Genomic DNA, 22,769 nt, shown 5'->3' with positions numbered 1-22,769 from the left:
AGCGTCAGTAAGGGCGCCGGTTAAACCAGCGTCATCAACGCCTCACGGCTGAACGGCAGAATATCCTGCTCACGCCCTTCGCGGACTTTCTGCGCCCAGTCCGGATCGACCAGCAGCGCGCGGCCCACTGCCACCAGATCGAACTCCTCTTTGTTCAAACGCTCCAGCAGGTTCTCCAGACTGGCCGGTTGCGCGACCTTGTCGGTGTTGACCATGAACTGCAGGAACTCGCCGTCCAGACCGACGCTGCCGACGGTGATGGTCGGTTTGCCAGTCAGCTTGCGTGTCCAGCCAGCAAGGTTCAGCTCTGAGCCATCGAACTCAGGCTCCCAGAAACGGCGCGTCGAGCAGTGGAAAATATCCACGCCAGCGTCGGACAGCGGCTTGAGGAATTCACCCAGTGCTTCCGGGGTTTGCACCAGACGCGCGGTGTAATCCTGCTGCTTCCACTGCGAGAAGCGGAAGATGATCGGGAAGCCTTCTCCGACCGCCGCACGCACCGCTTGAATCAGTTCGATGGCGAAGCGCGAACGGTTGGCCAGGCTGCCGCCATATTCGTCGGTGCGCTGGTTGCTGCCTTCCCAGAAGAACTGGTCGACCAGGTAACCGTGGGCGCCGTGGATTTCCACGCCGTCCATGCCGATGCCTTGTGCATCTTTGGCCGCTTGGGCGAACGCAGCGATCACGTCCTGAATATCTTGTTTGGTCATGCCGTGCACCACGACCTGGCCGTCCTTGAGTTTTTCCGACGGGCCATAACCCGGCACGCTGGCGTCCGGCTCGGTGCCGATGCGGCGAACGCTGCCCACATGCCACAGCTGCGGAACGATCTTGCCGCCTTCCGCGTGAACGGCGTCGACGACTTTCTTCCAGCCGGCCAATGGCGCTTCACCGAAGAATTGCGGCACATTCGGGTAACCGTTGGAGGCAATGTGGCCGACGGTGGTGCCTTCGGTGATGATCAAGCCAACACCGGCCGCCGCGCGACGACGGTAGTACTCGATGACTTTCGAATTGGGCACGCCACCCGGGGAGAAAGAGCGAGTCATCGGCGCCATGACCACACGGGTCGGCAGTTCGAGGGCACCGAGGTGGAACGGTTTGAACAAGGCTTGAACGGGCATCGAAAAGCTCCACGAAAACGTTATCGACAGGGCATAAAACCATATGACGGCGATAATATGCGTGACAACGTCGCCGCGATAGCATTATTGATCTGAATGATTAAGGGTCAAAAGGCAGGCAAAAAAAATCGCCGCCCAAAGGCGACGATTTTCGTGTTTCAGCCCAGCGCTTTTTCAATCGCATGAACAATGGTCGGATCATCCGGCGCCATGCGCGGCGAGAACCGCGCCAGCACCCGGCCATCCTTGCCAAGCAGGAATTTCTCGAAATTCCAGGTGATGTCACCCGGAAACTCAGCACCCTCACCCGCCAGCAGGCGGTAGAGTTGATGCCGTTCGTGGCCGTTCACTTCGAGCTTGCTCGACAACGGGAACGTCACGCCATAGTTGAGGCTGCAAAAATCCTGAATGTCCTTTTCAGAACCGGGTTCCTGGCCGGCAAACTGGTTGCACGGCAGGCCCAGCACACTGAAGCCTTTGCCTTTGAATTGCTGATAGAGGTTTTCCAGCGCCGCGTACTGAGGCGTCAAGCCGCACTTGGAGGCGACGTTGACCACCAGCACGACTTGGCCCTTGAACGGCGCCAGCGGTAGCTCCTGACCATCCAGGGCTGTCAACTTAAGGTCGTGAAAAGCACTCATGACGAACTCCAGGATTCCGATGTTCTACTCGAAACAGCCACTTGGCGAGGCCACCAAGGACAGCCGCGGACTAAAAAGGCGCCCGCAGGCGCCTCTCCAGTACTCGAAGCTTAGCGCAGAAAATCAGTGGTGATGGCCACCTTCGCCATGGACGTGGCCATGAGCGATTTCTTCCTGGCTGGCATCACGGATATCAACGATCTTCACTTTGAAGTTCAGGCGCTGACCGGCCAACGGGTGGTTGCCGTCAACAGTCACGTCGTCGCCGTCGAGGTCACGGATGGTGACGATCTGCATCTGGCCGTCCGGCGCCGAAGCGTGGAACTGCATGCCGACTTCCAGCTCGTCAACGCCTTCGAACATGCTGCGGCTCAGGGTGCTGACCAGTTCAGCGGCGTATTCGCCGTAAGCATCTTCCGGCTCAACGGAAACTTCCAGTTCGTCGCCGATAGCTTTGCCATCCAGAGCTTTTTCCAGGCCCGGGATGATGTTGCCTGCGCCTTGCAGGTAGACCAGCGGAGCGCCGCCGGCGGAGCTGTCGATGACCTCACCAGCGTCGTTGGTCAGGGTATAGTCGATGGAGACAGCCTTATTGGCGGCGATCAGCATGGGGCGAGACCTTTTGCAGAAGAATATAGAAAGGCCAAGTTTAGCGAAGCAATCGCGCGAAAGCGAACACAACCCGGACAAACGGGTTTCTACGATTGTTGGCTTCCATCAGGACGAAGAAGGTCATTGGGTGGCCGAGCTTTCCTGTGGCCACACCCAACACTTGCGTCACCAGCCGCCCTGGCAATCGCGGGCGTGGGTGCTTGACCCGGCGCAACGTATTGAAAAAATAGGCCAACCCTTTGCCTGCGGTTGGTGCGCTCAAGCCTCGGTTAGCGATAACCTTGGCGACTGAATTTCGGTAGTCAGCCAGACATAAGCTGACACCATTGCCATGCACCCTTAGAGAATTCGCATGCAAACTTTTTTTATCGCGCCCACCGATTTTGGCGTGGGTCTGACCTCCATCAGCCTCGGGCTGGTGCGTACATTGGAGCGCGCCGGCTTGAAAGTCGGCTTCTTCAAACCGATCGCCCAGCCGCATCCGGGCGACACCGGCCCTGAGCGCTCCACCGAACTGGTGGCGCGCACCCACGGTCTGAAACCGCCGCAACCATTGGGCCTCGCTCACGTAGAGAGGATGCTCGGCGACGGTCAGCTCGATGAGCTGCTCGAAGAAATCATCACCCTGTATCAGCAAGCCGCCATCGGCAAAGACGTGCTGGTCGTCGAAGGCATGGTGCCGACCCGCAGCGCCAGCTATGCCGCGCGGGTCAACCTGCACCTGGCCAAAAGCCTCGATGCCGAGGTGATTCTGGTCTCGGCGCCGGAAAACGAAGTGCTTGCAGAACTCTCCGGCCGTGTCGAATTGCAGGCGCAATTGTTCGGCGGGCCGAAAGACCCCAAAGTCCTCGGCGTCATTCTCAACAAGGTCAAAACCGACGAGAGCATGGACGCCTTCGCCGCGCGTCTGAAGGAGCATTCGCCGTTGCTGCGCAGCGGTGATTTCCGCCTGCTCGGCTGCATTCCCTATCAGCCGGAACTCAACGCACCACGCACCCGCGACGTTGCCGACCTGATGGGCGCACAAGTGCTCAACGCCGGTGACTACGAAACCCGGCGGATGACCAAAATCATCATTTGCGCGCGGACCATGCGCAACACCGTCGAGCTGCTCAAGCCCGGCGTGCTGGTGGTGACGCCGGGGGACCGCGACGACATTATCCTCGCCGTCAGCCTCGCGGCGATCAACGGTGTGCCGCTGGCCGGCCTGTTGCTGACCAGCGACACCCTGCCCGATCCGCGCATCATGGATCTGTGCCGTGGCGCGTTGCAGGCCGGTCTGCCGGTGTTGTCGGTGAGCACTGGCTCCTACGACACCGCCAACCTGCTCAACGGTTTGAACAAGGAAATCCCGATCGACGACCGCGAACGTGCGGAGATCATCACTGATTTCGTCGCCAGCCATCTCGACGCCAAGTGGTTGCATCAGCGCTGCGGCACGCCACGGGAAATGCGCCTGTCGCCAGCGGTGTTCCGTTATCAATTGATCCAGCGTGCGCAGGCCGCGAACAAGCGCATCGTCCTGCCCGAAGGCAGCGAGCCGTTCACCGTGCAAGCGGCGGCGATCTGTCAGGAGCGCGGGATTGCCCGTTGCGTGTTGCTGGCCAAACCGGAAGACGTCGAAGCGGTCGCTCGCGCTCAAGGCATCGTGTTGCCGCCGGGGCTGGAGATTCTCGATCCGGACCTGATCCGCGAGCGATACGTGGAGCCGATGGTCGCCCTGCGCAAGACCAAAAGCCTTAATGCGCCGATGGCCGAGCAGCAACTGGAAGACACCGTAGTGATCGGCACCATGATGCTCGCGCTGGATGAAGTCGACGGTCTGGTCTCGGGTGTGATCAACACCACCGCCAACACCATCCGCCCGGCCTTGCAGTTGATCAAGACCGCACCGGGCTGCACGCTAGTGTCGTCGGTGTTCTTCATGCTGTTCCCGGAAGAAGTGCTGGTCTACGGCGACTGCGTGATGAACCCGCATCCGAGTGCCACCGAACTGGCCGAAATTGCCCTGCAAAGCGCCGACTCGGCAGCCGCGTTCGGCATCACTCCGCGCGTGGCAATGATCAGTTACTCCAGCGGCGAATCAGCCACTGGCGAAGAGGTTGAGAAAGTCCGCGAAGCCACCCTGCTCGCCCACGAGCAACAGCACTCGCTGCTGATCGACGGCCCGCTGCAATACGACGCCGCGGCCAACGCTGAAGTCGCCCGGCAACTGGCGCCGAACAGTCAGGTGGCCGGTCGTGCCACGGTGTTTGTCTTCCCGGATCTGAACACTGGCAACACCACGCACAAAGCCGTACAGCGCAGCGCCGATTGCGTCAGCCTCGGGCCGATGCTGCAAGGCCTGCGCAAACCGGTGAATGATTTGCCGCGCGGCGCGCAAGTCGATGACATCGTCTACACCATCGCCCTCACCGCGATTCAAGCCGCCAACCGACCTATGGATGTATAAATGCTGGATTTTCTACCTGCACCCGTGCGCGGCGTGATTGCCTCGCTGCTATTGGCACTCAATACGATTCTGCTGTGCTCGTTTCTGTTCTGCGTGGCACTGATCAAAGTGCTGCCGTTCGATTTCGCCCGGCGGGCTTCGCTCTGGTTGATGAGCCACACCCATGAGGCCTGGATCAGCAATAACAAGGGCTGGATGAACCTGGTACGCCGCACGCGCTGGCACATCAGCGGCTTGCAAGGCCTTGATTATCAGCACTCGTACCTGATCACCAGCAACCACCAGAGCTGGGTCGATATTCTGGTGCTGCAATACGTGCTCAACCGTCGGATTCAGCCGCTGAAATTCTTCCTCAAGCAGGAGCTGATCTGGGTGCCGGTGATTGGTCTTGCGTGGTGGGCGCTGGGCTTCCCGTTCATGAAGCGTTACTCAAAGGCGTACCTGGCCAAGCACCCGGAGAAGAAAGGCAAAGACCTCGAAACCACGCGCAAGACCTGCGCGAAGTTTCGTAATAACCCGGTGGGGATCTTCAACTTTGTCGAGGGCACGCGATTTACCGACGGCAAGCACGCGCAGCAGCAATCGCCGTTCAAGTACCTGCTCAAGCCCAAGGCCGGCGGCATCGCGTTTGTACTGGATGCGATGGGCGAGCAGCTGGAGTCGATCGTCAACGTGACGATTCACTATCCGAGCGGGCGTCCGGGGTTCTGGGATCTGCTTTGCGGCAATGTGCGCGACGTGGTGGTGCACTTTGAAGAGCTGAAAATTCCGCAGCAGTTCATTGGCAAGAATTACGATCAGGACGGCGAATATCGATTGCAGTTTCAGGGCTGGATCAATCAGCTGTGGCTGGACAAGGATGCGTTACTCGAACAGATGCACCGCGAATATCCCGATCACCACTAACCCCTGTGGGAGCGCGCCTGCTCGCGAAAGCAGTGGATCAGCTTGCAAAGATGTTGAATGAGATAACGCTTTCGCGAGCAGGCTCGCTCCCACAGTTTTGATCGCTGTATGCCCGAATAAAAAAACCCGCCGATGATTGCTCATCGGCGGGCTTTTTCTTGCAGCTTGAAGCTAGAAGCTTGTCGCTGCTTTATTGCTTAGATCGCGCCACGCTGACGCAGCAGATCCAGCACTTGCTTGACGCTCTCTTCCAGACTCAACGTCTGCGTGTCGATCACCAGATCGGCATTCAGCGGCACGTCGTACGGGAAGGATTCGCCAGGGATGTTGTCGCCAGCGGCGGCATACAGACCTTGCGGATCACGCTCGGCGCACACGGCCGGCGAGGCCTGCACGTAGACCGTCAGCAGACGATCCTTGCCGATCAGATCCTTGGCTTGCTCACGCCCTTCAGCACTCGGTGCAACAAACGCGGCCAACGTCAGCAGACCGGCTTCGTTGAACTGACGCGCCACGTGCGCGGCACGACGCCAGTTCTCGGTACGACCGGCGCGATCCTGTGGCAGACCTTTGTTGAGGTCGTGACGCAGGTTCTGACCATCCAGCACAAACACCGCACGGCCCATGTCGAACAGCTTGCGCTCGACCGCGTAAGCCAGCGTGCTCTTGCCCGCGCCCGACAGGCCACTGAACAACACGGTGGCCGGTTGCTGACCGAAGCGCTGAGCGCGTTCTTCAGTGGCCACGTGGGCCAGTTTGCCGTGGTGCGTGGCAGTGCCATGCGACACAGGCTGGGCGACGATCATGCCGGCGCCGACGGTGCCGTTGGTCAAGCGATCGATGATGATGAATGCACCGGTGGTGCGGTTGCTTTCGTAACCGTCGAGGGCGATCGGCGCGTCGAGCGCGATCTTCACCTTGCCGATTTCGTTGAGCTGCAACGCGCTCGCCGGGCCTTCTTCCAGGGTGTTGACGTCGACCTTGTTGACGATGCTGGCAATCGAGCCCGGCACGTAACTGGTGGCGCGTTTGATGTCGTATTTCTTGCCCGGCAGCATCGGCTCTTCAGCCATCCACACCAGCATCGCTTCGAAGCTGTCGGTGACCGGCGGCACGTTGTCGGCATGCACCAACAGGTCGCCACGGGAGATGTCGATTTCGTCTTCCATGGTCAGCGTGACAGCCTGGCCTGGACCGGCGTGTTCCAGCTCACCTTCGAAAGTGACGATGGATTTCACACGGCTGCTTTTGCCCGAGGGCAACACCACAACTTCGTCGCCTTTCTTGACGATGCCGCTGGCCAGCGTGCCGGCGAAACCACGGAAGTTCAGGTTCGGACGGTTGACGTACTGCACCGGGAAACGCAGATCGGTGAAGTTGCGGTCGCCCGCGACTTCCACGGTCTCGAGAATTTCCATCAGCGACTGGCCTTTGTACCAAGGCGAGCGCTCGGACTTATTGACCACGTTGTCGCCCTTGAGGGCAGACATCGGCACGAAGTGCATGCTGGTCGGCTTCATCTTCAAGCCTTCGGCGAACTTCAGATAGTCAGCCTTGATCGACTCGAACACGCCTTCATCGAAGTCTTTCAGGTCCATCTTGTTGATGGCGACGACGATGTGTTTGATCCCCAACAACGAGGCGATGAAGCTGTGGCGACGGGTTTGGGTCTGCACGCCATAACGCGCGTCGACAAGGATGATCGCCAGGTCACAGGTGGACGCACCGGTGGCCATGTTGCGGGTGTACTGCTCATGGCCGGGGGTGTCGGCGATGATGAATTTGCGTTTCGCGGTGGAGAAATAACGGTAAGCGACATCAATGGTGATGCCCTGCTCACGCTCGGCCTGCAGGCCATCGACCAGCAACGCCAAGTCGATGTCATCACCGGTGGTGCCGACTTTCTTCGAGTCGCGGGTAATCGCTTCGAGGTGATCTTCGTAGATCATCTTCGAATCGTGCAGCAGGCGCCCGATCAGGGTGCTCTTGCCGTCATCGACGTTACCGCAAGTCAAAAAGCGCAGCAGCTCTTTACGTTCGTGCTGGCCCAGGTAGGCGAGGATGTCCTCGCTGATCAAATCAGATACGTGGCTCATTGCATTCAAGCTCCGAGCTGTAAGCTTCAAGCGGCAAGCTTGTCGGCGTACAGCTAGTCAGAAATTTTGTTGATCAACCCGCCCAGCATTCTAGAAAGCTCACGGGTTTCCATAATCCAATTTTCAGCCAGCGGTTCTGCGATGTAAGCGATATCTCGGCCTACCAGGATCTGGGTGCGCAACTCTCCGCACGAAGCCTTCGCGATCCAAAGAAAGTGAACCTTTTCTTTGCAACTCCGACGCTCCATGCCTTCAGCAATATTGGAAGGCACTGACAGTGCAGAGCGAGTGATCTGATCCTTGAATCCAAAATCCCCGCATCGCGCAAACTCTCTAAAAATCCCCACCGCTAAACATTTGCTTCGCTGCCAAACAACCAGTTTCTCGAAATCCATTACGAGTCATCCGATTCCGGCTCGCAGCAACCGGCCGCAAGCGCCAGACCGCAAAGTTACGCATACTGCCTTTAACTTGCAGCTTGGCGCTTGTAACTCGAAGCTTAAAAGTATCCCTGACGTTTTTTGTCTTCCATCGAGCCTGCGCCATCGTGGTCGATGACTCGGCCCTGGCGCTCGGAAGTTCGCGTCAGGAGCATTTCCTGGATGATGTCCGTGAGGCTTTCGGCCTCGGACTCCACGGCGCCCGTCAACGGGTAGCAGCCAAGGGTACGGAAACGCACTTTCTTTTTGACGATGCGCGCTTTGTCTTCGTCGGACAGGTGTTCCAGGATGCGTTCGTCGTCGATCATGATCAGCGTGCCGTTCTTCTCGATCACCTCGCGTTCGGCGGCGAAGTACAGCGGCACAATCGGGATGCCTTCAAGGTAGATGTACTGCCAGATGTCCAGTTCGGTCCAGTTCGACAAAGGGAACACACGAATGGATTCGCCCTTGTTGACCTTGCCGTTGTAGACGTTCCACAGCTCTGGACGCTGGTTTTTCGGGTCCCAGCGGTGCTTGCTGTCGCGGAACGAGTACACGCGCTCTTTGGCGCGGGATTTCTCTTCATCGCGACGGGCCCCGCCGAACGCTGCGTCGAAACCATGTTTGTCGAGTGCCTGCTTCAGGCCTTCGGTTTTCATGATGTCGGTGTGTTTGGCGCTGCCGTGGGTGAACGGGTTGATGTTCTGCGCCACGCCATCGGGGTTGATGTGGGTGATCAGGTCCAGGCCGAGTTCTTCGACCATCTTGTCGCGGAACTTGTACATCTCCTGGAATTTCCAGCGGGTGTCGACGTGCATCACCGGAAACGGCAGTTTGCCCGGGAAGAATGCCTTGCGTGCCAAGTGCAGCATCACGGCGGAGTCTTTACCGATGGAGTACAGCATCACCGGGTTATCGAACTCGGCGGCCACCTCGCGGATGATGTGGATGCTTTCCGCCTCCAGCTGTTTCAGATGCGTCAGTTTGTCGACCATGGCTACTCACGAAAACTTTCTTATGAACGGCCAGCGGGCCGTGTTCGAGCGGGAAATCCTAGCACAGCGGCCTCTTCTAATCAGGACGCCAACTAGATCGAAAGGGTATATGAATATGCCTGCCAGTTCGGCCGAGCAGTTCCCTTGTGGGAGCGAGCCTGGTCGCGAAAGCGCTGTGTCAGGCACCTTTGTATTGAAAGTCTGACGCCTTCGCGAGCGGGCTCGCTCCCACCGGGATTTGCGGTGGTTTTCAGATCGGGTTGGGGCAGTCGATGAAAATGTGTTCGAGAGCGAAGCGCTTCGCCAGGTAGTCGCCCAGCGCCTGCACGCCGTAGCGTTCGGTGGCGTGATGGCCGGCGGCGATGAAGCTGATGTCGTTTTCGCGGGCGCTGTGGAAGGTCTGCTCGGACGCTTCACCGCTCAGGTACAGATCGACGCCCGCCGCGACAGCTTGATCGATATAGCCCTGGCCGCCGCCAGTGCACCAGCCGACCCGACGGATCATCGGATTACCTTCAATCAGCAACGGTTCGCGGCCCATGACTTCTTGCACCTTGCGGGCGAAATCGCGGGCGGTCATGGGGTCTTTCAACGAGCCAACCAGGCCGACGATTTTCAGGTTTTCGGGATCCAGCGGCCCTTCCACCGTGATATCCAACTGCCGCGCCAGTTGCACGTTATTGCCCACGTCCGGGTGCAGATCCAGCGGCAAGTGATAGGCGAGCAGACTGATGTCGTGCTTGAGCAAGGTCTTCAGCCGGCGCTGCTTCATGCCGGTGACGCACGGATTCTCGCCCTTCCAGAAATAACCGTGATGCACTAGCACCAGATCGGCCTCGGCCTCAACGGCGGCATCCAGCAAGGCTTGACTGGCCGTGACGCCACTGACGATACGCATCACCTGAGGACGGCCCTCGACCTGCAATCCGTTCGGGCAATAATCGGCAATTTTCGCACTGCCAAGGTAACGGTCGGCTTCTTCGACGAGGGTGCTGAGGGCAACGGCCATGAAAGACTCCTAAATATCCCGTTCCGAGGCACGCGCGGCCTCGTATAATGCGCGACATTATGGGCGGTCTGACCCCGCCTGCAACTCTTCCAGGACGTGCTTAATGTTCAAGGCGCTGCGTTTTATGGGCTGGCCGTTGTTGGCCGGTGTGCTTATCGCTCTGTTGATTATTCAGCGTTACCCGCAGTGGGTCGGGCTGCCGAGCCTCGACGTCAACCTGCAACAGGCCCCGCAGACCACCAGCGTGCAGCAGGGGCCGGTGTCCTATGCGGACGCGGTGACCATCGCCGCGCCTTCAGTGGTCAATCTGTACACCACCAAAGTCATCAACAAACCGGCGCATCCGCTGTTTGAAGATCCACAGTTCCGCCGCTTCTTCGGTGATAACTCGCCGAAGCAGAAACGCATGGAATCGAGCCTCGGTTCCGGCGTGATCATGAGCCCGGAAGGCTACATCCTCACCAACAACCACGTGACCAGCGGCGCCGATCAGATTGTCGTGGCCCTGAAGGATGGCCGTGAAACCCTCGCCCGGGTGATCGGCAGCGACCCGGAAACCGATCTCGCGGTGTTGAAGATCGACCTGAAAACCCTGCCGTCGATCACAGTCGGCCGCTCCGACAACATTCGCATCGGCGACGTCGCGCTGGCCATCGGCAACCCGTTCGGCGTTGGCCAGACCGTGACCATGGGCATCATCAGCGCCACTGGGCGTAATCAGTTGGGCCTGAACAACTACGAAGACTTCATCCAGACCGACGCGGCAATCAACCCGGGTAACTCCGGCGGTGCGCTGGTCGATGCCAACGGCAACCTCACCGGAATCAACACAGCGATCTTCTCCAAGTCCGGCGGTTCGCAAGGCATCGGCTTTGCGATCCCGGTGAAACTGGCGATGGAGGTGATGAAATCGATCATCGAGCACGGTCAGGTAATTCGTGGCTGGCTGGGCATTGAAGTACAACCGCTGACCCAGGAACTGGCCGAGTCGTTCGGTTTGTCCGGACGCCCGGGGATTGTCGTCGCGGGGATCTTCCGCGATGGCCCGGCGCAGAAGGCCGGCCTGCAATTGGGCGATGTGATTCTGAGCATTGATGGCGAGCCGGCCGGTGATGGCCGTCGTTCGATGAACCAGGTCGCGCGGATCAAACCGACTGACAAAGTGACGATTCAGGTGATGCGCAACGGCAAAGAGCTCAAGCTCACCGCAGAAATCGGCCTGCGTCCGCCACCGGCGCCGGTGAAAGAAAAAGAAGAATAAAGCTTTCTTCGCGCCAAACGCGCAAATAAAAGAAATTCTCAACAGGCATGTTATATTGTTTCAATTCTAAGAATTGGAACAACATAACATGTCGTCTCGAACAAAGGCCTCCCTGCTCGGCCTGAGCCTCGGTTTACTGGTTGATCCGGCCTTCGCCGAAGAACCACAACCCCTCGAACTCGACGCCATCAGCGTCATCTCCGACTACGAATCGCCGACCGGCCCGGTCAAGGGCTATCGCGCCACACGTTCGTCCAGCGCAACCAAAACCGACACCGCAATACGCGATATCCCGCAGGCGATCAGCGTAGTACCCGCCAGCGTGCTCAAGGATCTGGGCAGCACCAGTGTCGAGCGCGCGCTGGATTTCGCCGGTGGCGTATCGAAGCAAAACAACTTTGGCGGCCTGACGCTGTACGAATACAGCGTGCGCGGCTTCACCACCTCCGAGTTTTACAAGGACGGTTTCAGCGCTAATCGCGGTTATCCGAGCACACCCGACGCGGCCAACATCGAGCGCATCGAAGTGCTCAAGGGCCCGGCCGCCAGCCTGTATGGCCGAGGCGATCCCGGCGGCACGGTAAACATCGTCACCAAGAAACCGCAGCCTGAAGCCTTCACCACCCTGCAAACCAGCGCCGGCAGCTGGGACCGTTATCGCACCGCACTGGACGTCAACACGCCGCTGGATGATCAGGGTAATGTGCTCTCGCGGATCAACCTCGCGGTCGAGGACAACCACAGCTTCCGCGATCACGTCGACAGCCAGCGCGTATTCGTCGCGCCCTCGATCAGTTGGCAATTGAACCCGGACACGTCGCTGTTGGTGGAAAGCGAAATCGTCCGTCACAGCTCCACCTTCGATCGCGGCATCGTCGCACCGAACAACAAATGGAGCGGCGTGTCGCGCTCGACCTTCCTCGGCGAGCCCAACGACGGCAACATCGACAACCACAACAACCTGCTGCAGGCCACGCTGGAACATCACCTCAACGACAGCTGGAAGCTGCGTCTGGCCAGCCACTACAAGGAAGGTAAACTCTGGGGCGACGCTTCCGAATCCCGTCCGTTGAACGCCGATGGCCACACCGTCAACCGCCGCTATCGCGAGCGTGATACCAACTGGCATGACAGCATCACCCAGCTTGAGCTGCGCGGCCTGTTCGACCTCGGCCCGTGGCAGCACGAACTGCTGATCGGCAGCGAATACGAAAACTTCCGCAAGAACGAGCGCGTCACCACCATCGCCGGCGGCCCTTACGCCATCGACATCTACAACCCGACTTATGGTCAGCCAAAACCCAACGGCGCCCGCTCGGGCAGCGACTTTTTCGAACACGTCGAAAGTCATGCACTGAACCTGCAGGATCAGATCGTCTTCACCGACAAATTGCGCGGGATGATCGGTGGGCGTTTCGAGCACTTCGATCAGCACATCGACGACCACAGCCGCAACGCCACGAGCAACCAGCGCCAGGACGCCCTGACCCAACGCGCCGGCCTGCTCTATCAACTGACGCCGGACACCGGGCTGTTCGCCAACGCCTCGACCTCGTTCAAACCGAACAATGGCCTCGACGCGTCCGGCAAATCCTTCGACCCGGAGGAAGGCGTCGGCTACGAAGTCGGGATCAAGAACGAGCTGTTCGACGAACGCCTGAGCAGCACCCTCGCCTTCTTCCACATCGACAAGGAAAACGTCCTCGCCCTCGACCCGGCCAGCGACACCAGCCGGGCGATGGGCAAGGCGCGCAGTCGTGGTTTCGATCTGCAAATCACCGGACAAGTGACTGACGCAGTGCGGGTGATCGGCGCCTTTGCTTACATCGACGCAGAAGTGACCAAGGGTGACGCGGTAATTCCCACCGGCAGTCGCATCCTCGGCGTGGCCAAACGCAGCGGCAGCCTGCTCGGCGTTTATGAGTTTCAGGATGGCCATCTGCGCGGCTCGGACGTCGGCGCAGCGTTCACTTATGTCGGCGACCGCTCCGGAGAATCCGGCAGCGACTTTGAATTGCCGGCCTACCAGACCGTCGACCTGCTCGCGCATTACAAGGCAAGCGACAACGTCACCGTCGGCCTGAACCTGAACAACCTCTTCGATGAAAAGTATTACGAGCGCTCCTACAGCAACTACTGGGTCAACCCCGGCGAGCCGCGCAATTTCACCGTCAGCCTGACACTCAACCTGTAAAAGGACGTCACCATGCAATACGGCAAAACCTTTGTGCTCATCGCTGCGCTGTTCGCAGGCGAAGTCTCGGCCCATGGTCTATGGACCGAAGAGCGTCGCGGCAATATCGAAGTGGTCTACGGTCATGGCGCTGAGGACAATGCGTTCAAAGCGCAGAAGATCCGCGGCGCTTGGGCTTACGACGTTGCCGGCAAGATGATCCCGGTCAGCGTCGAGCGCCTGACGGATCATGCTCGTCTGAAACCTTTGAAATCGCCGGCGGTGATGGCCGTGGCACTGAACAATGGTATGTGGTCGCAAACGGCTGACAAGAAGTGGGTCAACGAAGGCCGCAGCAAAGTGCCGGGCGCTGTCGAGGCGATGGAGACGTTTAAGTACAGTCTGGCGATTTACCAGCCGGGGGCGAAGTTGCCCAAGCTTGATCAGATCAAGTTGCTGATTTTGCCAGAGGTTGACCCGTTGACTGTGGGGCCGGGGAAATCATTGCCGGTGCGGGTATTGCTCGATGGCAAACCGGCAGCGGGGGTGAAGTTGATTGGTGACTATCGCAGCGCGCCGAACACGTTGAGTGCCGAGACGGACAAGGATGGCCGTGCGCAGGTGCTGGTGAGGAACGAAGGCTTGAATGTGATTGCGGCGCAGGTTGAGGTGCCGGTGAAGGGCAGCGCTGATGTGGATAGTCGTGGGTTGTTCACCTCACTGACGTTCCTCGGCGAAGCGCATCACGAATAAAAGCGCACCCTCACCCCAGCCCTCTCCCTGAGGGAGAGGGGGCCGACCGAGTTGTCTTGCGAAGTACATCGACCTGAAAGACCGAGTCGATTATGGATTCGGTACAGCACTTTCACGTCGGCGTTATTCTGCAATATCCCCCAATCAGTCCCCTCTCCCTTTGGGAGAGGGCTAGGGTGAGGGGCTCTTGCCTTTAGAGGTTGCCAAGCCCATCAATCAGCGCCTGATTCTGCTCCGGCGTGCCAATCGAAATCCGCAGGAACTGCGCAATCCGCTCCTGCTTGAAGTGCCGCACAATCACGCCCTGCTCACGCAGCTTCGCCGCCAAACCCGCCGCATCATGCTGCGGATGCCGGGCGAAAATGAAGTTCGCCGCCGACGGCAGCACTTCAAATCCTTTGGCCTGCAACTGCGTGATCACCCACTCACGGCTCTCGATCACCAGGCGGCACGTCTTGTCGAAATGCTCGCGATCCTCGAACGCCGCCGCTGCGCCAACAATCGCCAGACGATCGAGTGGATAAGAGTTGAAACTGTTCTTGATCCGCTCCAGCGCCTCGATCAGGTCCGGATGCCCGACCGCCAGACCCACACGCAGCCCGGCCAGCGAGCGCGACTTTGACAGCGTCTGCGTCACCAGCAGATTCGGATAGCGATCGACCAGACTGATCGCCGTCTCGCCGCCGAAATCGATGTACGCCTCGTCCACCACAACCACCGAATCCGGGCTGGCCTTGAGGATTTGTTCAACCGCGTCCAGCGCCAGCAGGCAACCAGTCGGTGCGTTCGGGTTAGGGAAAATGATCCCGCCGTTCGGTTTGGCGTAGTCGGCCGGGTTGATCTGGAACTGCGCGTCCAGCGGCACCGCATCAAACTCGATGCCGTACAAACCGCAGTAAACCGGATAGAAGCTGTAGCTGATGTCCGGGAACAGCAGTGGCTGATCGTGTTGCAGCAAGCCATGGAAAATGTGCGCGAGCACTTCGTCCGAACCGTTGCCCAGAAAGACCTGATTGCTTTGCACGCCGTAGTAGTTGGCGACCGCAGTTTTCAGCAGATCACTGTTCGGGTCCGGGTACAGACGCAGGTTGTCATTCAGTTCGACCTGCATCGCCGCCAAGGCTTTTGGCGATGGGCCGTACGGGTTTTCGTTGGTATTGAGTTTGACCAGTTTGGTCAGCTTTGGCTGTTCGCCCGGCACGTACGGCACCAGATCTTTAACGAACGGGCTCCAGAATTTGCTCATGTTCAGTTCCCCTTCGATTCGTCTTTGATGCGGTATTCGGCGCTGCGCGCGTGAGCGCTCAGGGATTCGCCACGGGCCAGAACCGATGCAGTTTTACCCAGCTCGGAAGCACCGGCCTCGGAGCAGAAAATGATCGACGAACGCTTCTGGAAGTCGTACACGCCCAGCGGTGAGGAGAACCGCGCAGTGCCGGACGTCGGCAATACGTGGTTCGGACCTGCGCAGTAATCGCCCAGCGCTTCGGAAGTATGACGGCCCATGAAGATCGCGCCTGCGTGGCGGATCTGCGGCAGCCAGGCTTGCGGGTCAGCGACCGACAACTCCAGGTGTTCCGGGGCAATGCGGTTGGCGACTTCGATGGCTTGCGTCATATCGCGCACGTGAATCAGCGCACCACGGCCATTGATCGACGTTTCGATGATGGTCGCGCGATCCATGGTCGGCAGCAGTTTGTCGATGCTCGCCGCCACCTTGTCGAGGAACTCGGCGTCCGGGCTGACCAGAATCGCCTGGGCGTCTTCGTCGTGCTCAGCTTGCGAGAACAGATCCATGGCGATCCAGTCCGGATCGGTCTGGCCGTCGCACACCACGAGAATTTCTGAAGGACCGGCGATCATGTCGATACCGACCTGACCGAATACGTGACGCTTGGCGGTGGCGACATAGATGTTGCCCGGGCCAACCACTTTGTCGACCTTCGGCACGCTTTCGGTGCCGTAGGCCAACGCAGCGACGGCTTGTGCGCCACCTATCGTGAACACACGGTCAACGCCAGCGATGCATGCCGCCGCCAGCACCAGCTCGTTGATTTCGCCGCGCGGCGTTGGCACGACCATGACCACTTCGGTCACACCCGCCACTTTGGCCGGAATCGCATTCATCAACACCGACGACGGGTACGATGCCTTGCCGCCCGGCACGTACAGACCGGCACGATCCAACGGCGTGACCTTCTGGCCCAGCACAGTACCGTCGGCTTCGGTGTAGCTCCAGGAATCCTGTTTCTGTTTTTCGTGGTAGCTGCGCACGCGCGCGGCGGCTTTTTCCAGTGCTTCGCGCTGTGGCACGGTGATTCGGGTCAGAGCCAGTTCCAGTCGCTCGCGCGGCAGGATCAGGTCAGCCATCGAAGCAACTTCGAGGCCGTCGAACTTCTGGGTGAACTCGACCAGCGCCGCGTCACCGCGCTCACGCACAGCCTTGATGATGTCCAGCACCCGCTGATTGACCGAGTCGTCAGACACACTTTCCCAGCTCAGCAGATGATCCAGATGATGCGCGAAATCCGGGTCAGCAGCGTTGAGTCGGCGAATTGCAGTCGTTGCGGTCATAGCGAGAGCCTCATAGGAATGGCAAAAAACTCAGGCGCCCGAAACTATCATTCGATCCGCTTAGGCACCTGAGAATTCTGGCTATGAGGCGGATAGACGGCGCGACCTGGGGTCGCGCAGGTAAATCAGCCGCGGTGTCGCGATTCCACTGCGTTGCGCAGGGTATCGATCAACGCCTGGATTCGGGCGTGTTGCATCTTCATCGAAGCCTTGTTGACCACCAGGCGCGAGCTGATCGTGGCGATCAGTTCCTGAGGTTCCAGGCCATTGGCACGCAAGGTGTTGCCGGTGTCGACCACGTCGATGATCTTGTCAGCGAGACCGATCAGCGGCGCCAGTTCCATCGAGCCGTAGAGCTTGATGATATCGACCTGACGGCCCTGTTCGGCGTAATAACGCTTGGCGACGTTGACGAACTTGGTCGCCACGCGCAGACGGCCCTTGGGCTCAGGCGCGCCGATCTTGCCGGCGGTCATCAGCTTGCACTGAGCGATCTGCAGATCCAGTGGTTCGTACAAGCCCTGGCCGGTGTATTCCATCAGCACGTCTTTACCGGCAACGCCGAGGTCAGCCGCGCCATGCTCAACGTAAGTCGGCACATCGGTGGCACGCACGATCAGCAGACGAACATCGTCCTGCGTCGTGGGGATGATCAGCTTGCGACTCTTGTCCGGATTCTCGGTCGGCACGATGCCCGCTTCGGCGAGAAGCGGCAGGGTGTCGTCAAGGATGCGGCCCTTGGACAGTGCGATGGTCAACATGGGAAACGTCAGTCCTTATCAAGGTACTCATGTCCGGTCGCAATCGGCGCCGGACACACATCGAGCCGGAAACCGGCTCGACTCAAAACGAATTCAGTGGACACGTCCCTGTGTCCCGATGCAGCAATCAGCCCGGAACGCGACGGATCTTGGCGCCCAGCATCTGCAGTTTTTCTTCGATGCACTCGTAACCACGGTCGATGTGGTAGATGCGGTCGATCAAAGTGTCGCCTTCGGCAACCAGAGCCGAGATCACCAGACTGGCCGAAGCACGCAGGTCGGTCGCCATGACTGGCGCGCCCTTGAGGACTTCAGTACCGGTAACGATGGCAGTGTTGCCTTCGACCTGGATCTTGGCGCCCATGCGGTGCAGTTCGTACACGTGCATGAAACGGTTTTCGAAGATCGTCTCGATCACCGCACCGGTGCCTTCGGCAATGGCGTTGAGCGAGATGAACTGCGCTTGCATGTCGGTCGGGAATGCAGGGTACGGCGCAGTGCGCACGTTGACTGCTTTCGGACGCTTGCCGTGCATGTTCAGCTCGATCCAGTCTTCACCACAGGTGATTTCTGCGCCGGCTTCACGGAGTTTTTCCAGAACCGCTTCGAGGATGGTCGGATCGGTGTCCTTGACCTTGACGCGACCACCGGTCACGGCAGCGGCAACCAGGTAAGTGCCGGTTTCGATACGGTCAGGCATGACCTTATAGAAAGCCGAACCCAGACGCTCGACGCCATCGATGGTGATGGTGTCGGTGCCAGCACCGGACACCTTGGCGCCCATGGCGTTGAGGAAGTTCGCCAGGTCAACCACTTCAGGTTCGCGAGCGGCGTTCTGCAACACGCTGCGGCCCTTGGCCAGAGCAGCGGCCATCATGATGTTTTCGGTGCCGGTCACGCTGACGGTGTCGAAGAAGAAGTGCGCACCGCGCAGGCCGCCTTCAGGCGCCTTGGCCTTGATGTAGCCGCCTTCGACGTCGATCACCGCGCCCATGGCTTCAAGACCACGGATGTGCAGGTCAACCGGACGCGAACCGATGGCGCAACCGCCAGGCAGTGCGACTTCGGCCTCACCGAAACGGGCAACCATCGGGCCCAGCACCAGAATCGACGCACGCATGGTTTTCACCAGCTCGTACGGAGCAATCAGGGTCTTGATGGTGCGCGGGTCGATTTCGACGCTCAGCTTCTCGTCGATCACCGGCTCAATGCCCATGCGACCGAACAGCTCGATCATGGTGGTGATGTCGTGCAGGTGCGGCAAGTTGCCAACGGTCACCGGGCCATCGCACAGCAGGGTGGCCGCCAGGATCGGCAGGGCGGAGTTTTTTGCGCCGGAAATGCGGATCTCGCCATCAAGACGAGCGCCACCGGTAATAATCAATTTATCCATAAGAATCTCGACGCCCTTAGGCTCAGGTGCGCTCGGCCCAGGCCGCGCTGCTGAAAAATTTCATAGTGACCGCATGGATGCTGCCATCGGTGATCCATGGGTTCAAATGGGCATAGATCTGCTGCTGACGCTTTACCGGGCTCAACGCCGCCAGTTCATCGCTAATCACGTTCAGCTGGAAATTGCAGCCTTCGCCCTCAACTTCTACCAACGTTCCGGGCAGCTTTCCTTCAAGGAAGCTCTTCACTTCTACGGCCTGCATGCTCAACCTCAATCGGCGCCCTGTGCGCACGGGTCGGACATCATACAAAAAAGCCCCGCGCCTGCGAACCCCGCATGGCAGGACTCTGACGGGGGGCTTCTTTATTGATGCGGGTTCAGGGGTGCGCCAACAGTTCGGTCAGTTCACTGACCTGAGCAATTTCGCGCATGTCTTCGGGCATCGCACGAATGCTGACAGCCTTTCCGGCCGCATTGGCATCGCGCATGAAGCACAGCAGCAACGACAAGCCGACGCTGCTGGACTTCTTCACCGCCGAGCAATCGATCACCAGCGAAGCAGCCTTGCTGGACTTGATCAGCGCCTGGCCTTCCTTGCGCAGGTCGGCACCGGTGCGATAGTCCAGCACGCCACTGAGCAGAAGCTCGTCGACATCACTCATACGAACTGCGGCCTCACTCATTGTGCTGGATTCTTTTCAGTGGCTTCCTTGGCCTTGGCCACTTCACCGGCCCAACCGTTGATGGTCTTGTCCAGGTCGTTGCCATTGCGCTGCATCGCGTCAGCGAACTGATCACGGAACAGCTTGCCGATGTTGATGCCGTTGATGATCACGTTGCGCAGTTTCCACTCGCCGTTGATCTTCTCCAGCGTGTACTGCACAGGATAGATTGCGCCGCTGCTGCCCTTGACGGTCATGTTGACGCTGGTGCGGTCGCCCGATTCGTCCTTGGCAGGGTCAACAGTAATGCCCTGGTTGTTGTACTCGAGCAAGGCATTACCGTAGAACTGGAACAGGCCTTTCTTGAAGTTTTCCTGGAAGGTCTGCATTTGCGCTGGCGTGGCCTTGCGCGAATACTTGACCGTCATGATGCTCTTGGAAATGCCCTCGGCATCCACCACCGGACCGACGATGCTGTTGAGCGCCGCGTAGAAATCAGTCGGATCCTGCTTGTATTTCTCTTTGTTGGCAGCCAGGTCGGCCAGCAACCGGGTGGTTGTGTCCTGAACCAGATCATGTGCCGAAGTCGCAGCAGCCACGGCGTTACCCATCAACGGCAAGGCCGCCAACAGCACCAACAGGCTGCGTCGCAAGATAGAGATCATTCAAAAGCTCCTCATTTGGCGTCTTTGCTAACGGTATTGAGCAGGAATTTACCGATCAGGTCTTCCAGTACCAGTGACGACTGCGTGTCATGGATGGTTCCGCCGTCCTTCAACGGCTTGTCTTCTCCGCCGACGCTGATACCGATGTACTTCTCGCCCAGCAGACCAGCGGTCAGGATAGACGCTGTGGAGTCAGTCGGCAGATTGTCGACCTTTTTATCCACTTGCAGGGTGACCCGACCGGTGAAGCTGTCGCGATCCAGATCGATCGCCGTGACCTTGCCGATGGTCACACCGGCCATGGTCACTTTGGCTCTGACCGTCAAACCGGCGATATTGTCGAAATAGGCATAGAGTTTATAGGTGTCGGTGGTCGACGTCGGAGACAGACCACTGACCCGCAAAGCAAGCAGCAACAAAGCCAGGATCCCTGCCAGCAGGAACAGGCCGACACCGATTTCCAGGGTGCGGTTTTGCATCAGAAATCTCCAAACATCAAAGCGGTCAGAATAAAGTCCAGGCCGAGCACTGCCAGCGAGGCAAACACCACGGTCTTGGTGGTGGCACGACTGATTCCCTCGGAAGTGGGCTCACAGTCGTAGCCTTGAAATACGGCGATCCAGGTCACTACAAAGGCAAAAACAATACTTTTGATCACGCCATTGAGCACGTCACTGGTGAAATTCACGCTGTTCTGCATGTTTGCCCAATAAGAGCCTTCATACACACCCAGCCAGTCGACGGCCACCCACGAACCGCCCCAAATCCCGACCACGCTGAAAATCATCGCCAGCACCGGCAGGGAAATAAAGCCGGCCCACAGGCGCGGGGCAATGATGTACTTGAGCGGATCGACGCCGATCATTTCCAGACTGGAAAGCTGTTCGGTGGACTTCATGTTGCCGATCTCTGCGGTCAACGCCGAACCGGCACGACCGGCGAACAATAGTGCGGTCACCACCGGGCCGAGCTCACGCAACAGGGTCAGCGCAACCATTTGCCCCACCGCCTGCTCCGAACCGTAGCTGGACAGAATGCTGAAGCCCTGCAGCGCCAGCACCATGCCGATGAAGATCCCGGAAACGACGATGATCACCAGCGACATCACGCCGACTGAATGCAATTGCTTGACCAGCAGGCTGAAGCCGCCGCTGATCCCGCCGCGCCCCAGCAGAGCATGAAACAGGAACAGCGTCGCCCGACCGAACACCGCGACGGCGTCGATCGCCGCCTCGCCGAACCGGCGTACGCGTTCTATTAATGAAATTCTGCGCATCAGCGCTTCCCCAGAAGATCTGCGCGGTAATCCGTCGCTGGAAAATGGTACGGCACCGGGCCATCGGGATCGCCGGTCATGAACTGACGGATACGCGGTTCGTCCGAGTTCATCAACTCGTCCGGCGTCCCCTGACCCAGCACCTGACCATCACCGACGACATAGATGTAGTCGGCGATGCTCGCGGTTTCGGCCAGATCGTGGGACACCACGATACTGGTGATCCCCAGCGCGTCGTTGAGCAGGCGGATCAGACGGACCAGCACGCCCATGGCGATCGGGTCCTGGCCGACGAACGGTTCATCGTACATGAGGATCTGCGGATCGAGCGCAATCGCCCGTGCCAGCGCGACACGACGCTTCATGCCACCGGACAGCTCATCCGGCATCAACTCGATGGCACCGCGCAGACCGACTGCCTGCAGTTTGAGCAGGACGATGTCGCGGATCATTTCTTCCGGCAAATCGGTATGAACACGCAGGGGGAAAGCCACGTTCTCGAACACATCGAGATCGGTGAACAGCGCGCCGCTTTGAAACAGCACACCCATGTGCTTTCGCGCATCGAACAGATCGCTGCGCGAAAGCGCAGGCAGATTCTGGCCGTTGACCCAGACTTCGCCGCTGGCAGGGCGCAACTGTGCGCCCATCAATCGCAGCAGCGTGGTCTTGCCACACCCGGAAGGTCCCATGATGCCGGTGACCTTGCCGCGCGGGATGCGAATATCGACGTTATTGAAAATGCTGCGCGCACCGCGCTTGAAGGAGACTCCCTTCAGCTCGACCGCGTAGGCGTTATCGGCACTCATCTAAACTCCTTGCGATGCAGCCTCTCACTCGGACGCCTGTCTTTACTTAAAAAGTACGTACATCCCGGGCAGGCCGAACTGGCGGCGAACTATATCACTGCAAAGGCTACGCGCCCAAGGCTTGTACCAGCCTGTGTTCGGCGATTTGACAGGTGCGCAGGCTCTTTTGCCGGGTTTTGGTAACG

At 59.2% G+C, this 22,769-nt stretch carries 23 protein-coding genes; 6 read left to right on the top strand and 17 right to left on the bottom strand.

Translation table 11 applies throughout. The features are described 5' to 3' along the window. Positions 1 to 20: 20 nt before the first annotated feature. From ACZ0A4_RS28780 to ACZ0A4_RS28770, 3 genes are all read right to left on the bottom strand, one after another. Entirely contained in the window at positions 21 to 1,124 is a 1,104-nt protein-coding gene (locus ACZ0A4_RS28780; RefSeq protein WP_463577353.1) for an NADH:flavin oxidoreductase, read from the bottom strand. Positions 1,125 to 1,282: 158 nt separating this feature from the next. Then, positions 1,283 to 1,765, bottom strand: coding sequence for a glutathione peroxidase (locus tag ACZ0A4_RS28775; RefSeq protein ID WP_463577351.1), 483 nt, complete (start codon positions 1,763 to 1,765; stop codon positions 1,283 to 1,285). 123 nt (positions 1,766 to 1,888) lie between these two features. Continuing rightward, entirely contained in the window at positions 1,889 to 2,374 is a 486-nt protein-coding gene (locus ACZ0A4_RS28770; RefSeq protein WP_463577349.1) for an FKBP-type peptidyl-prolyl cis-trans isomerase, read from the bottom strand. On the opposite strand from ACZ0A4_RS28770, the gene ACZ0A4_RS28765 reads away from it, so the two are divergent. Genes ACZ0A4_RS28765 through ACZ0A4_RS28755 form a run of 3 tightly spaced genes read left to right on the top strand, consistent with a single transcriptional unit; the run spans position 2,343 to position 5,735 of the window. Beyond that, entirely contained in the window at positions 2,343 to 2,669 is a 327-nt protein-coding gene (locus ACZ0A4_RS28765) for a DUF3565 domain-containing protein (protein ID WP_463577348.1), read from the top strand. The genes ACZ0A4_RS28770 and ACZ0A4_RS28765 overlap by 32 nt on opposite strands. A 60-nt stretch (positions 2,670 to 2,729) precedes the next feature. Further along, a complete protein-coding gene (pta, locus tag ACZ0A4_RS28760) occupies positions 2,730 to 4,829 on the top strand; it encodes a phosphate acetyltransferase (protein ID WP_122595131.1) in 2,100 nt (699 codons plus the stop codon). Then, on the top strand, positions 4,830 to 5,735 hold the full coding sequence (locus tag ACZ0A4_RS28755) for an acyltransferase (RefSeq protein ID WP_463577346.1): 906 nt from the start codon (positions 4,830 to 4,832) through the stop codon (positions 5,733 to 5,735). It abuts the gene before it with no gap. A 197-nt stretch (positions 5,736 to 5,932) separates the two neighbouring features. Here the strand turns inward: ACZ0A4_RS28755 and cysN are convergent, their stop codons facing one another. From cysN to ACZ0A4_RS28735, 4 genes are all read right to left on the bottom strand, one after another. Next, positions 5,933 to 7,831, bottom strand: a complete 1,899-nt coding sequence (gene cysN / locus ACZ0A4_RS28750) for a sulfate adenylyltransferase subunit CysN (RefSeq protein ID WP_463577344.1) — start codon at positions 7,829 to 7,831, stop codon at positions 5,933 to 5,935. Positions 7,832 to 7,884: 53 nt separating this feature from the next. After that, a complete protein-coding gene (locus ACZ0A4_RS28745) occupies positions 7,885 to 8,226 on the bottom strand; it encodes a four helix bundle protein (RefSeq protein WP_463577342.1) in 342 nt (113 codons plus the stop codon). Between the two features lie 104 nt (positions 8,227 to 8,330). Continuing rightward, positions 8,331 to 9,248, bottom strand: coding sequence for a sulfate adenylyltransferase subunit CysD (gene cysD, locus ACZ0A4_RS28740; protein ID WP_007912374.1), 918 nt, complete (start codon positions 9,246 to 9,248; stop codon positions 8,331 to 8,333). 250 nt (positions 9,249 to 9,498) lie between these two features. Further along, complete coding sequence (locus ACZ0A4_RS28735; protein ID WP_463577340.1) at positions 9,499 to 10,257, bottom strand: Nif3-like dinuclear metal center hexameric protein; 759 nt, start codon at positions 10,255 to 10,257, stop codon at positions 9,499 to 9,501. A gap of 103 nt (positions 10,258 to 10,360) precedes the next feature. Between ACZ0A4_RS28735 and algW the strand changes: the two genes are divergently transcribed. The 3 genes from algW (at position 10,361) to ACZ0A4_RS28720 (ending at position 14,444) form a co-directional block, all read left to right on the top strand. After that, positions 10,361 to 11,518: a Do family serine endopeptidase AlgW gene (algW, locus tag ACZ0A4_RS28730; RefSeq protein WP_141127741.1), complete on the top strand. Its 1,158-nt coding sequence runs from the start codon at positions 10,361 to 10,363 to the stop codon at positions 11,516 to 11,518. 88 nt (positions 11,519 to 11,606) lie between these two features. After that, positions 11,607 to 13,712 carry a TonB-dependent siderophore receptor gene (locus tag ACZ0A4_RS28725; protein ID WP_463577338.1) on the top strand — a complete coding sequence of 702 codons (2,106 nt, stop codon included), beginning with the start codon at positions 11,607 to 11,609 and terminating at the stop codon, positions 13,710 to 13,712. A 12-nt stretch (positions 13,713 to 13,724) separates the two neighbouring features. After that, positions 13,725 to 14,444: a DUF4198 domain-containing protein gene (locus ACZ0A4_RS28720; RefSeq protein ID WP_463577336.1), complete on the top strand. Its 720-nt coding sequence runs from the start codon at positions 13,725 to 13,727 to the stop codon at positions 14,442 to 14,444. A 193-nt stretch (positions 14,445 to 14,637) separates the two neighbouring features. Here ACZ0A4_RS28720 and hisC read toward each other — a convergent pair whose 3' ends face one another. The 10 genes from hisC to ACZ0A4_RS28670 all read right to left on the bottom strand — a co-directional run bounded on the left by hisC (position 14,638) and on the right by ACZ0A4_RS28670 (position 22,584). Continuing rightward, positions 14,638 to 15,690 carry a histidinol-phosphate transaminase gene (gene hisC, locus ACZ0A4_RS28715; RefSeq protein WP_463577334.1) on the bottom strand — a complete coding sequence of 351 codons (1,053 nt, stop codon included), beginning with the start codon at positions 15,688 to 15,690 and terminating at the stop codon, positions 14,638 to 14,640. Positions 15,691 to 15,692: 2 nt separating this feature from the next. Continuing rightward, the gene (hisD, locus tag ACZ0A4_RS28710) at positions 15,693 to 17,018 is read right to left on the bottom strand and encodes a histidinol dehydrogenase (RefSeq protein ID WP_463577333.1); all 1,326 of its coding nucleotides are present in this window, start codon (positions 17,016 to 17,018) and stop codon (positions 15,693 to 15,695) included. A gap of 125 nt (positions 17,019 to 17,143) precedes the next feature. Beyond that, complete coding sequence (gene hisG, locus ACZ0A4_RS28705) at positions 17,144 to 17,779, bottom strand: ATP phosphoribosyltransferase (RefSeq protein ID WP_007912384.1); 636 nt, start codon at positions 17,777 to 17,779, stop codon at positions 17,144 to 17,146. Between the two features lie 127 nt (positions 17,780 to 17,906). Next, positions 17,907 to 19,172 carry a UDP-N-acetylglucosamine 1-carboxyvinyltransferase gene (murA, locus tag ACZ0A4_RS28700; protein WP_007912385.1) on the bottom strand — a complete coding sequence of 422 codons (1,266 nt, stop codon included), beginning with the start codon at positions 19,170 to 19,172 and terminating at the stop codon, positions 17,907 to 17,909. Positions 19,173 to 19,194: 22 nt separating this feature from the next. Then, positions 19,195 to 19,434, bottom strand: a complete 240-nt coding sequence (locus tag ACZ0A4_RS28695; RefSeq protein WP_007912386.1) for a BolA family protein — start codon at positions 19,432 to 19,434, stop codon at positions 19,195 to 19,197. Between the two features lie 115 nt (positions 19,435 to 19,549). Further along, positions 19,550 to 19,855, bottom strand: coding sequence for an STAS domain-containing protein (locus tag ACZ0A4_RS28690; RefSeq protein WP_141127746.1), 306 nt, complete (start codon positions 19,853 to 19,855; stop codon positions 19,550 to 19,552). Further along, entirely contained in the window at positions 19,852 to 20,499 is a 648-nt protein-coding gene (locus ACZ0A4_RS28685) for an MlaC/ttg2D family ABC transporter substrate-binding protein (protein WP_034154487.1), read from the bottom strand. Before ACZ0A4_RS28685 ends, ACZ0A4_RS28690 begins: the two co-directional genes overlap by 4 nt. 11 nt (positions 20,500 to 20,510) lie before the next feature. After that, a complete protein-coding gene (gene mlaD / locus ACZ0A4_RS28680; RefSeq protein ID WP_007912400.1) occupies positions 20,511 to 20,978 on the bottom strand; it encodes an outer membrane lipid asymmetry maintenance protein MlaD in 468 nt (155 codons plus the stop codon). Further along, positions 20,978 to 21,775 (bottom strand): lipid asymmetry maintenance ABC transporter permease subunit MlaE, encoded by a 798-nt coding sequence (gene mlaE, locus ACZ0A4_RS28675; protein ID WP_007912402.1) that lies wholly within the window; start codon positions 21,773 to 21,775, stop codon positions 20,978 to 20,980. Before mlaE ends, mlaD begins: the two co-directional genes overlap by 1 nt. Next, entirely contained in the window at positions 21,775 to 22,584 is an 810-nt protein-coding gene (locus ACZ0A4_RS28670) for an ATP-binding cassette domain-containing protein (RefSeq protein WP_007912403.1), read from the bottom strand. The genes mlaE and ACZ0A4_RS28670 overlap by 1 nt, the downstream gene beginning before the upstream one ends. Positions 22,585 to 22,769 lie beyond the last annotated feature (185 nt).

It is taken from the genome of Pseudomonas sp. AC172 (assembly GCF_979258595.1).
The sequence above is the reverse complement of the archived record's forward strand: the minus strand, read 5'-3'. Positions and strand labels throughout refer to the sequence as shown.

Bases quoted from the DNA above. Each gene is read 5' to 3' on its own strand.
- algW (WP_141127741.1), top strand. From the start codon at position 10,361: ATGTTCAAGGCGCTGCGTTTTATGGGCTGGCCGTTGTTGGCCGGTGTG.
- ACZ0A4_RS28670 (WP_007912403.1), bottom strand. From the start codon at position 22,584: ATGAGTGCCGATAACGCCTACGCGGTCGAGCTGAAGGGAGTCTCCTTC.
- ACZ0A4_RS28780 (WP_463577353.1), bottom strand. From the start codon at position 1,124: ATGCCCGTTCAAGCCTTGTTCAAACCGTTCCACCTCGGTGCCCTCGAA.
- pta (WP_122595131.1), top strand. From the start codon at position 2,730: ATGCAAACTTTTTTTATCGCGCCCACCGATTTTGGCGTGGGTCTGACC.
- ACZ0A4_RS28695 (WP_007912386.1), bottom strand. From the start codon at position 19,434: ATGCAGGCCGTAGAAGTGAAGAGCTTCCTTGAAGGAAAGCTGCCCGGA.
- ACZ0A4_RS28725 (WP_463577338.1), top strand. From the start codon at position 11,607: ATGTCGTCTCGAACAAAGGCCTCCCTGCTCGGCCTGAGCCTCGGTTTA.
- ACZ0A4_RS28765 (WP_463577348.1), top strand. From the start codon at position 2,343: ATGGAGACAGCCTTATTGGCGGCGATCAGCATGGGGCGAGACCTTTTG.
- ACZ0A4_RS28690 (WP_141127746.1), bottom strand. From the start codon at position 19,855: ATGAGTGAGGCCGCAGTTCGTATGAGTGATGTCGACGAGCTTCTGCTC.
- mlaD (WP_007912400.1), bottom strand. From the start codon at position 20,978: ATGCAAAACCGCACCCTGGAAATCGGTGTCGGCCTGTTCCTGCTGGCA.
- ACZ0A4_RS28735 (WP_463577340.1), bottom strand. From the start codon at position 10,257: ATGGCCGTTGCCCTCAGCACCCTCGTCGAAGAAGCCGACCGTTACCTT.
- murA (WP_007912385.1), bottom strand. From the start codon at position 19,172: ATGGATAAATTGATTATTACCGGTGGCGCTCGTCTTGATGGCGAGATC.
- hisC (WP_463577334.1), bottom strand. From the start codon at position 15,690: ATGAGCAAATTCTGGAGCCCGTTCGTTAAAGATCTGGTGCCGTACGTG.
- ACZ0A4_RS28770 (WP_463577349.1), bottom strand. From the start codon at position 2,374: ATGCTGATCGCCGCCAATAAGGCTGTCTCCATCGACTATACCCTGACC.
- mlaE (WP_007912402.1), bottom strand. From the start codon at position 21,775: ATGCGCAGAATTTCATTAATAGAACGCGTACGCCGGTTCGGCGAGGCG.
- cysD (WP_007912374.1), bottom strand. From the start codon at position 9,248: ATGGTCGACAAACTGACGCATCTGAAACAGCTGGAGGCGGAAAGCATC.
- cysN (WP_463577344.1), bottom strand. From the start codon at position 7,831: ATGAGCCACGTATCTGATTTGATCAGCGAGGACATCCTCGCCTACCTG.
- ACZ0A4_RS28720 (WP_463577336.1), top strand. From the start codon at position 13,725: ATGCAATACGGCAAAACCTTTGTGCTCATCGCTGCGCTGTTCGCAGGC.
- ACZ0A4_RS28755 (WP_463577346.1), top strand. From the start codon at position 4,830: ATGCTGGATTTTCTACCTGCACCCGTGCGCGGCGTGATTGCCTCGCTG.
- hisG (WP_007912384.1), bottom strand. From the start codon at position 17,779: ATGTTGACCATCGCACTGTCCAAGGGCCGCATCCTTGACGACACCCTG.
- hisD (WP_463577333.1), bottom strand. From the start codon at position 17,018: ATGACCGCAACGACTGCAATTCGCCGACTCAACGCTGCTGACCCGGAT.
- ACZ0A4_RS28745 (WP_463577342.1), bottom strand. From the start codon at position 8,226: ATGGATTTCGAGAAACTGGTTGTTTGGCAGCGAAGCAAATGTTTAGCG.
- ACZ0A4_RS28775 (WP_463577351.1), bottom strand. From the start codon at position 1,765: ATGAGTGCTTTTCACGACCTTAAGTTGACAGCCCTGGATGGTCAGGAG.
- ACZ0A4_RS28685 (WP_034154487.1), bottom strand. From the start codon at position 20,499: ATGATCTCTATCTTGCGACGCAGCCTGTTGGTGCTGTTGGCGGCCTTG.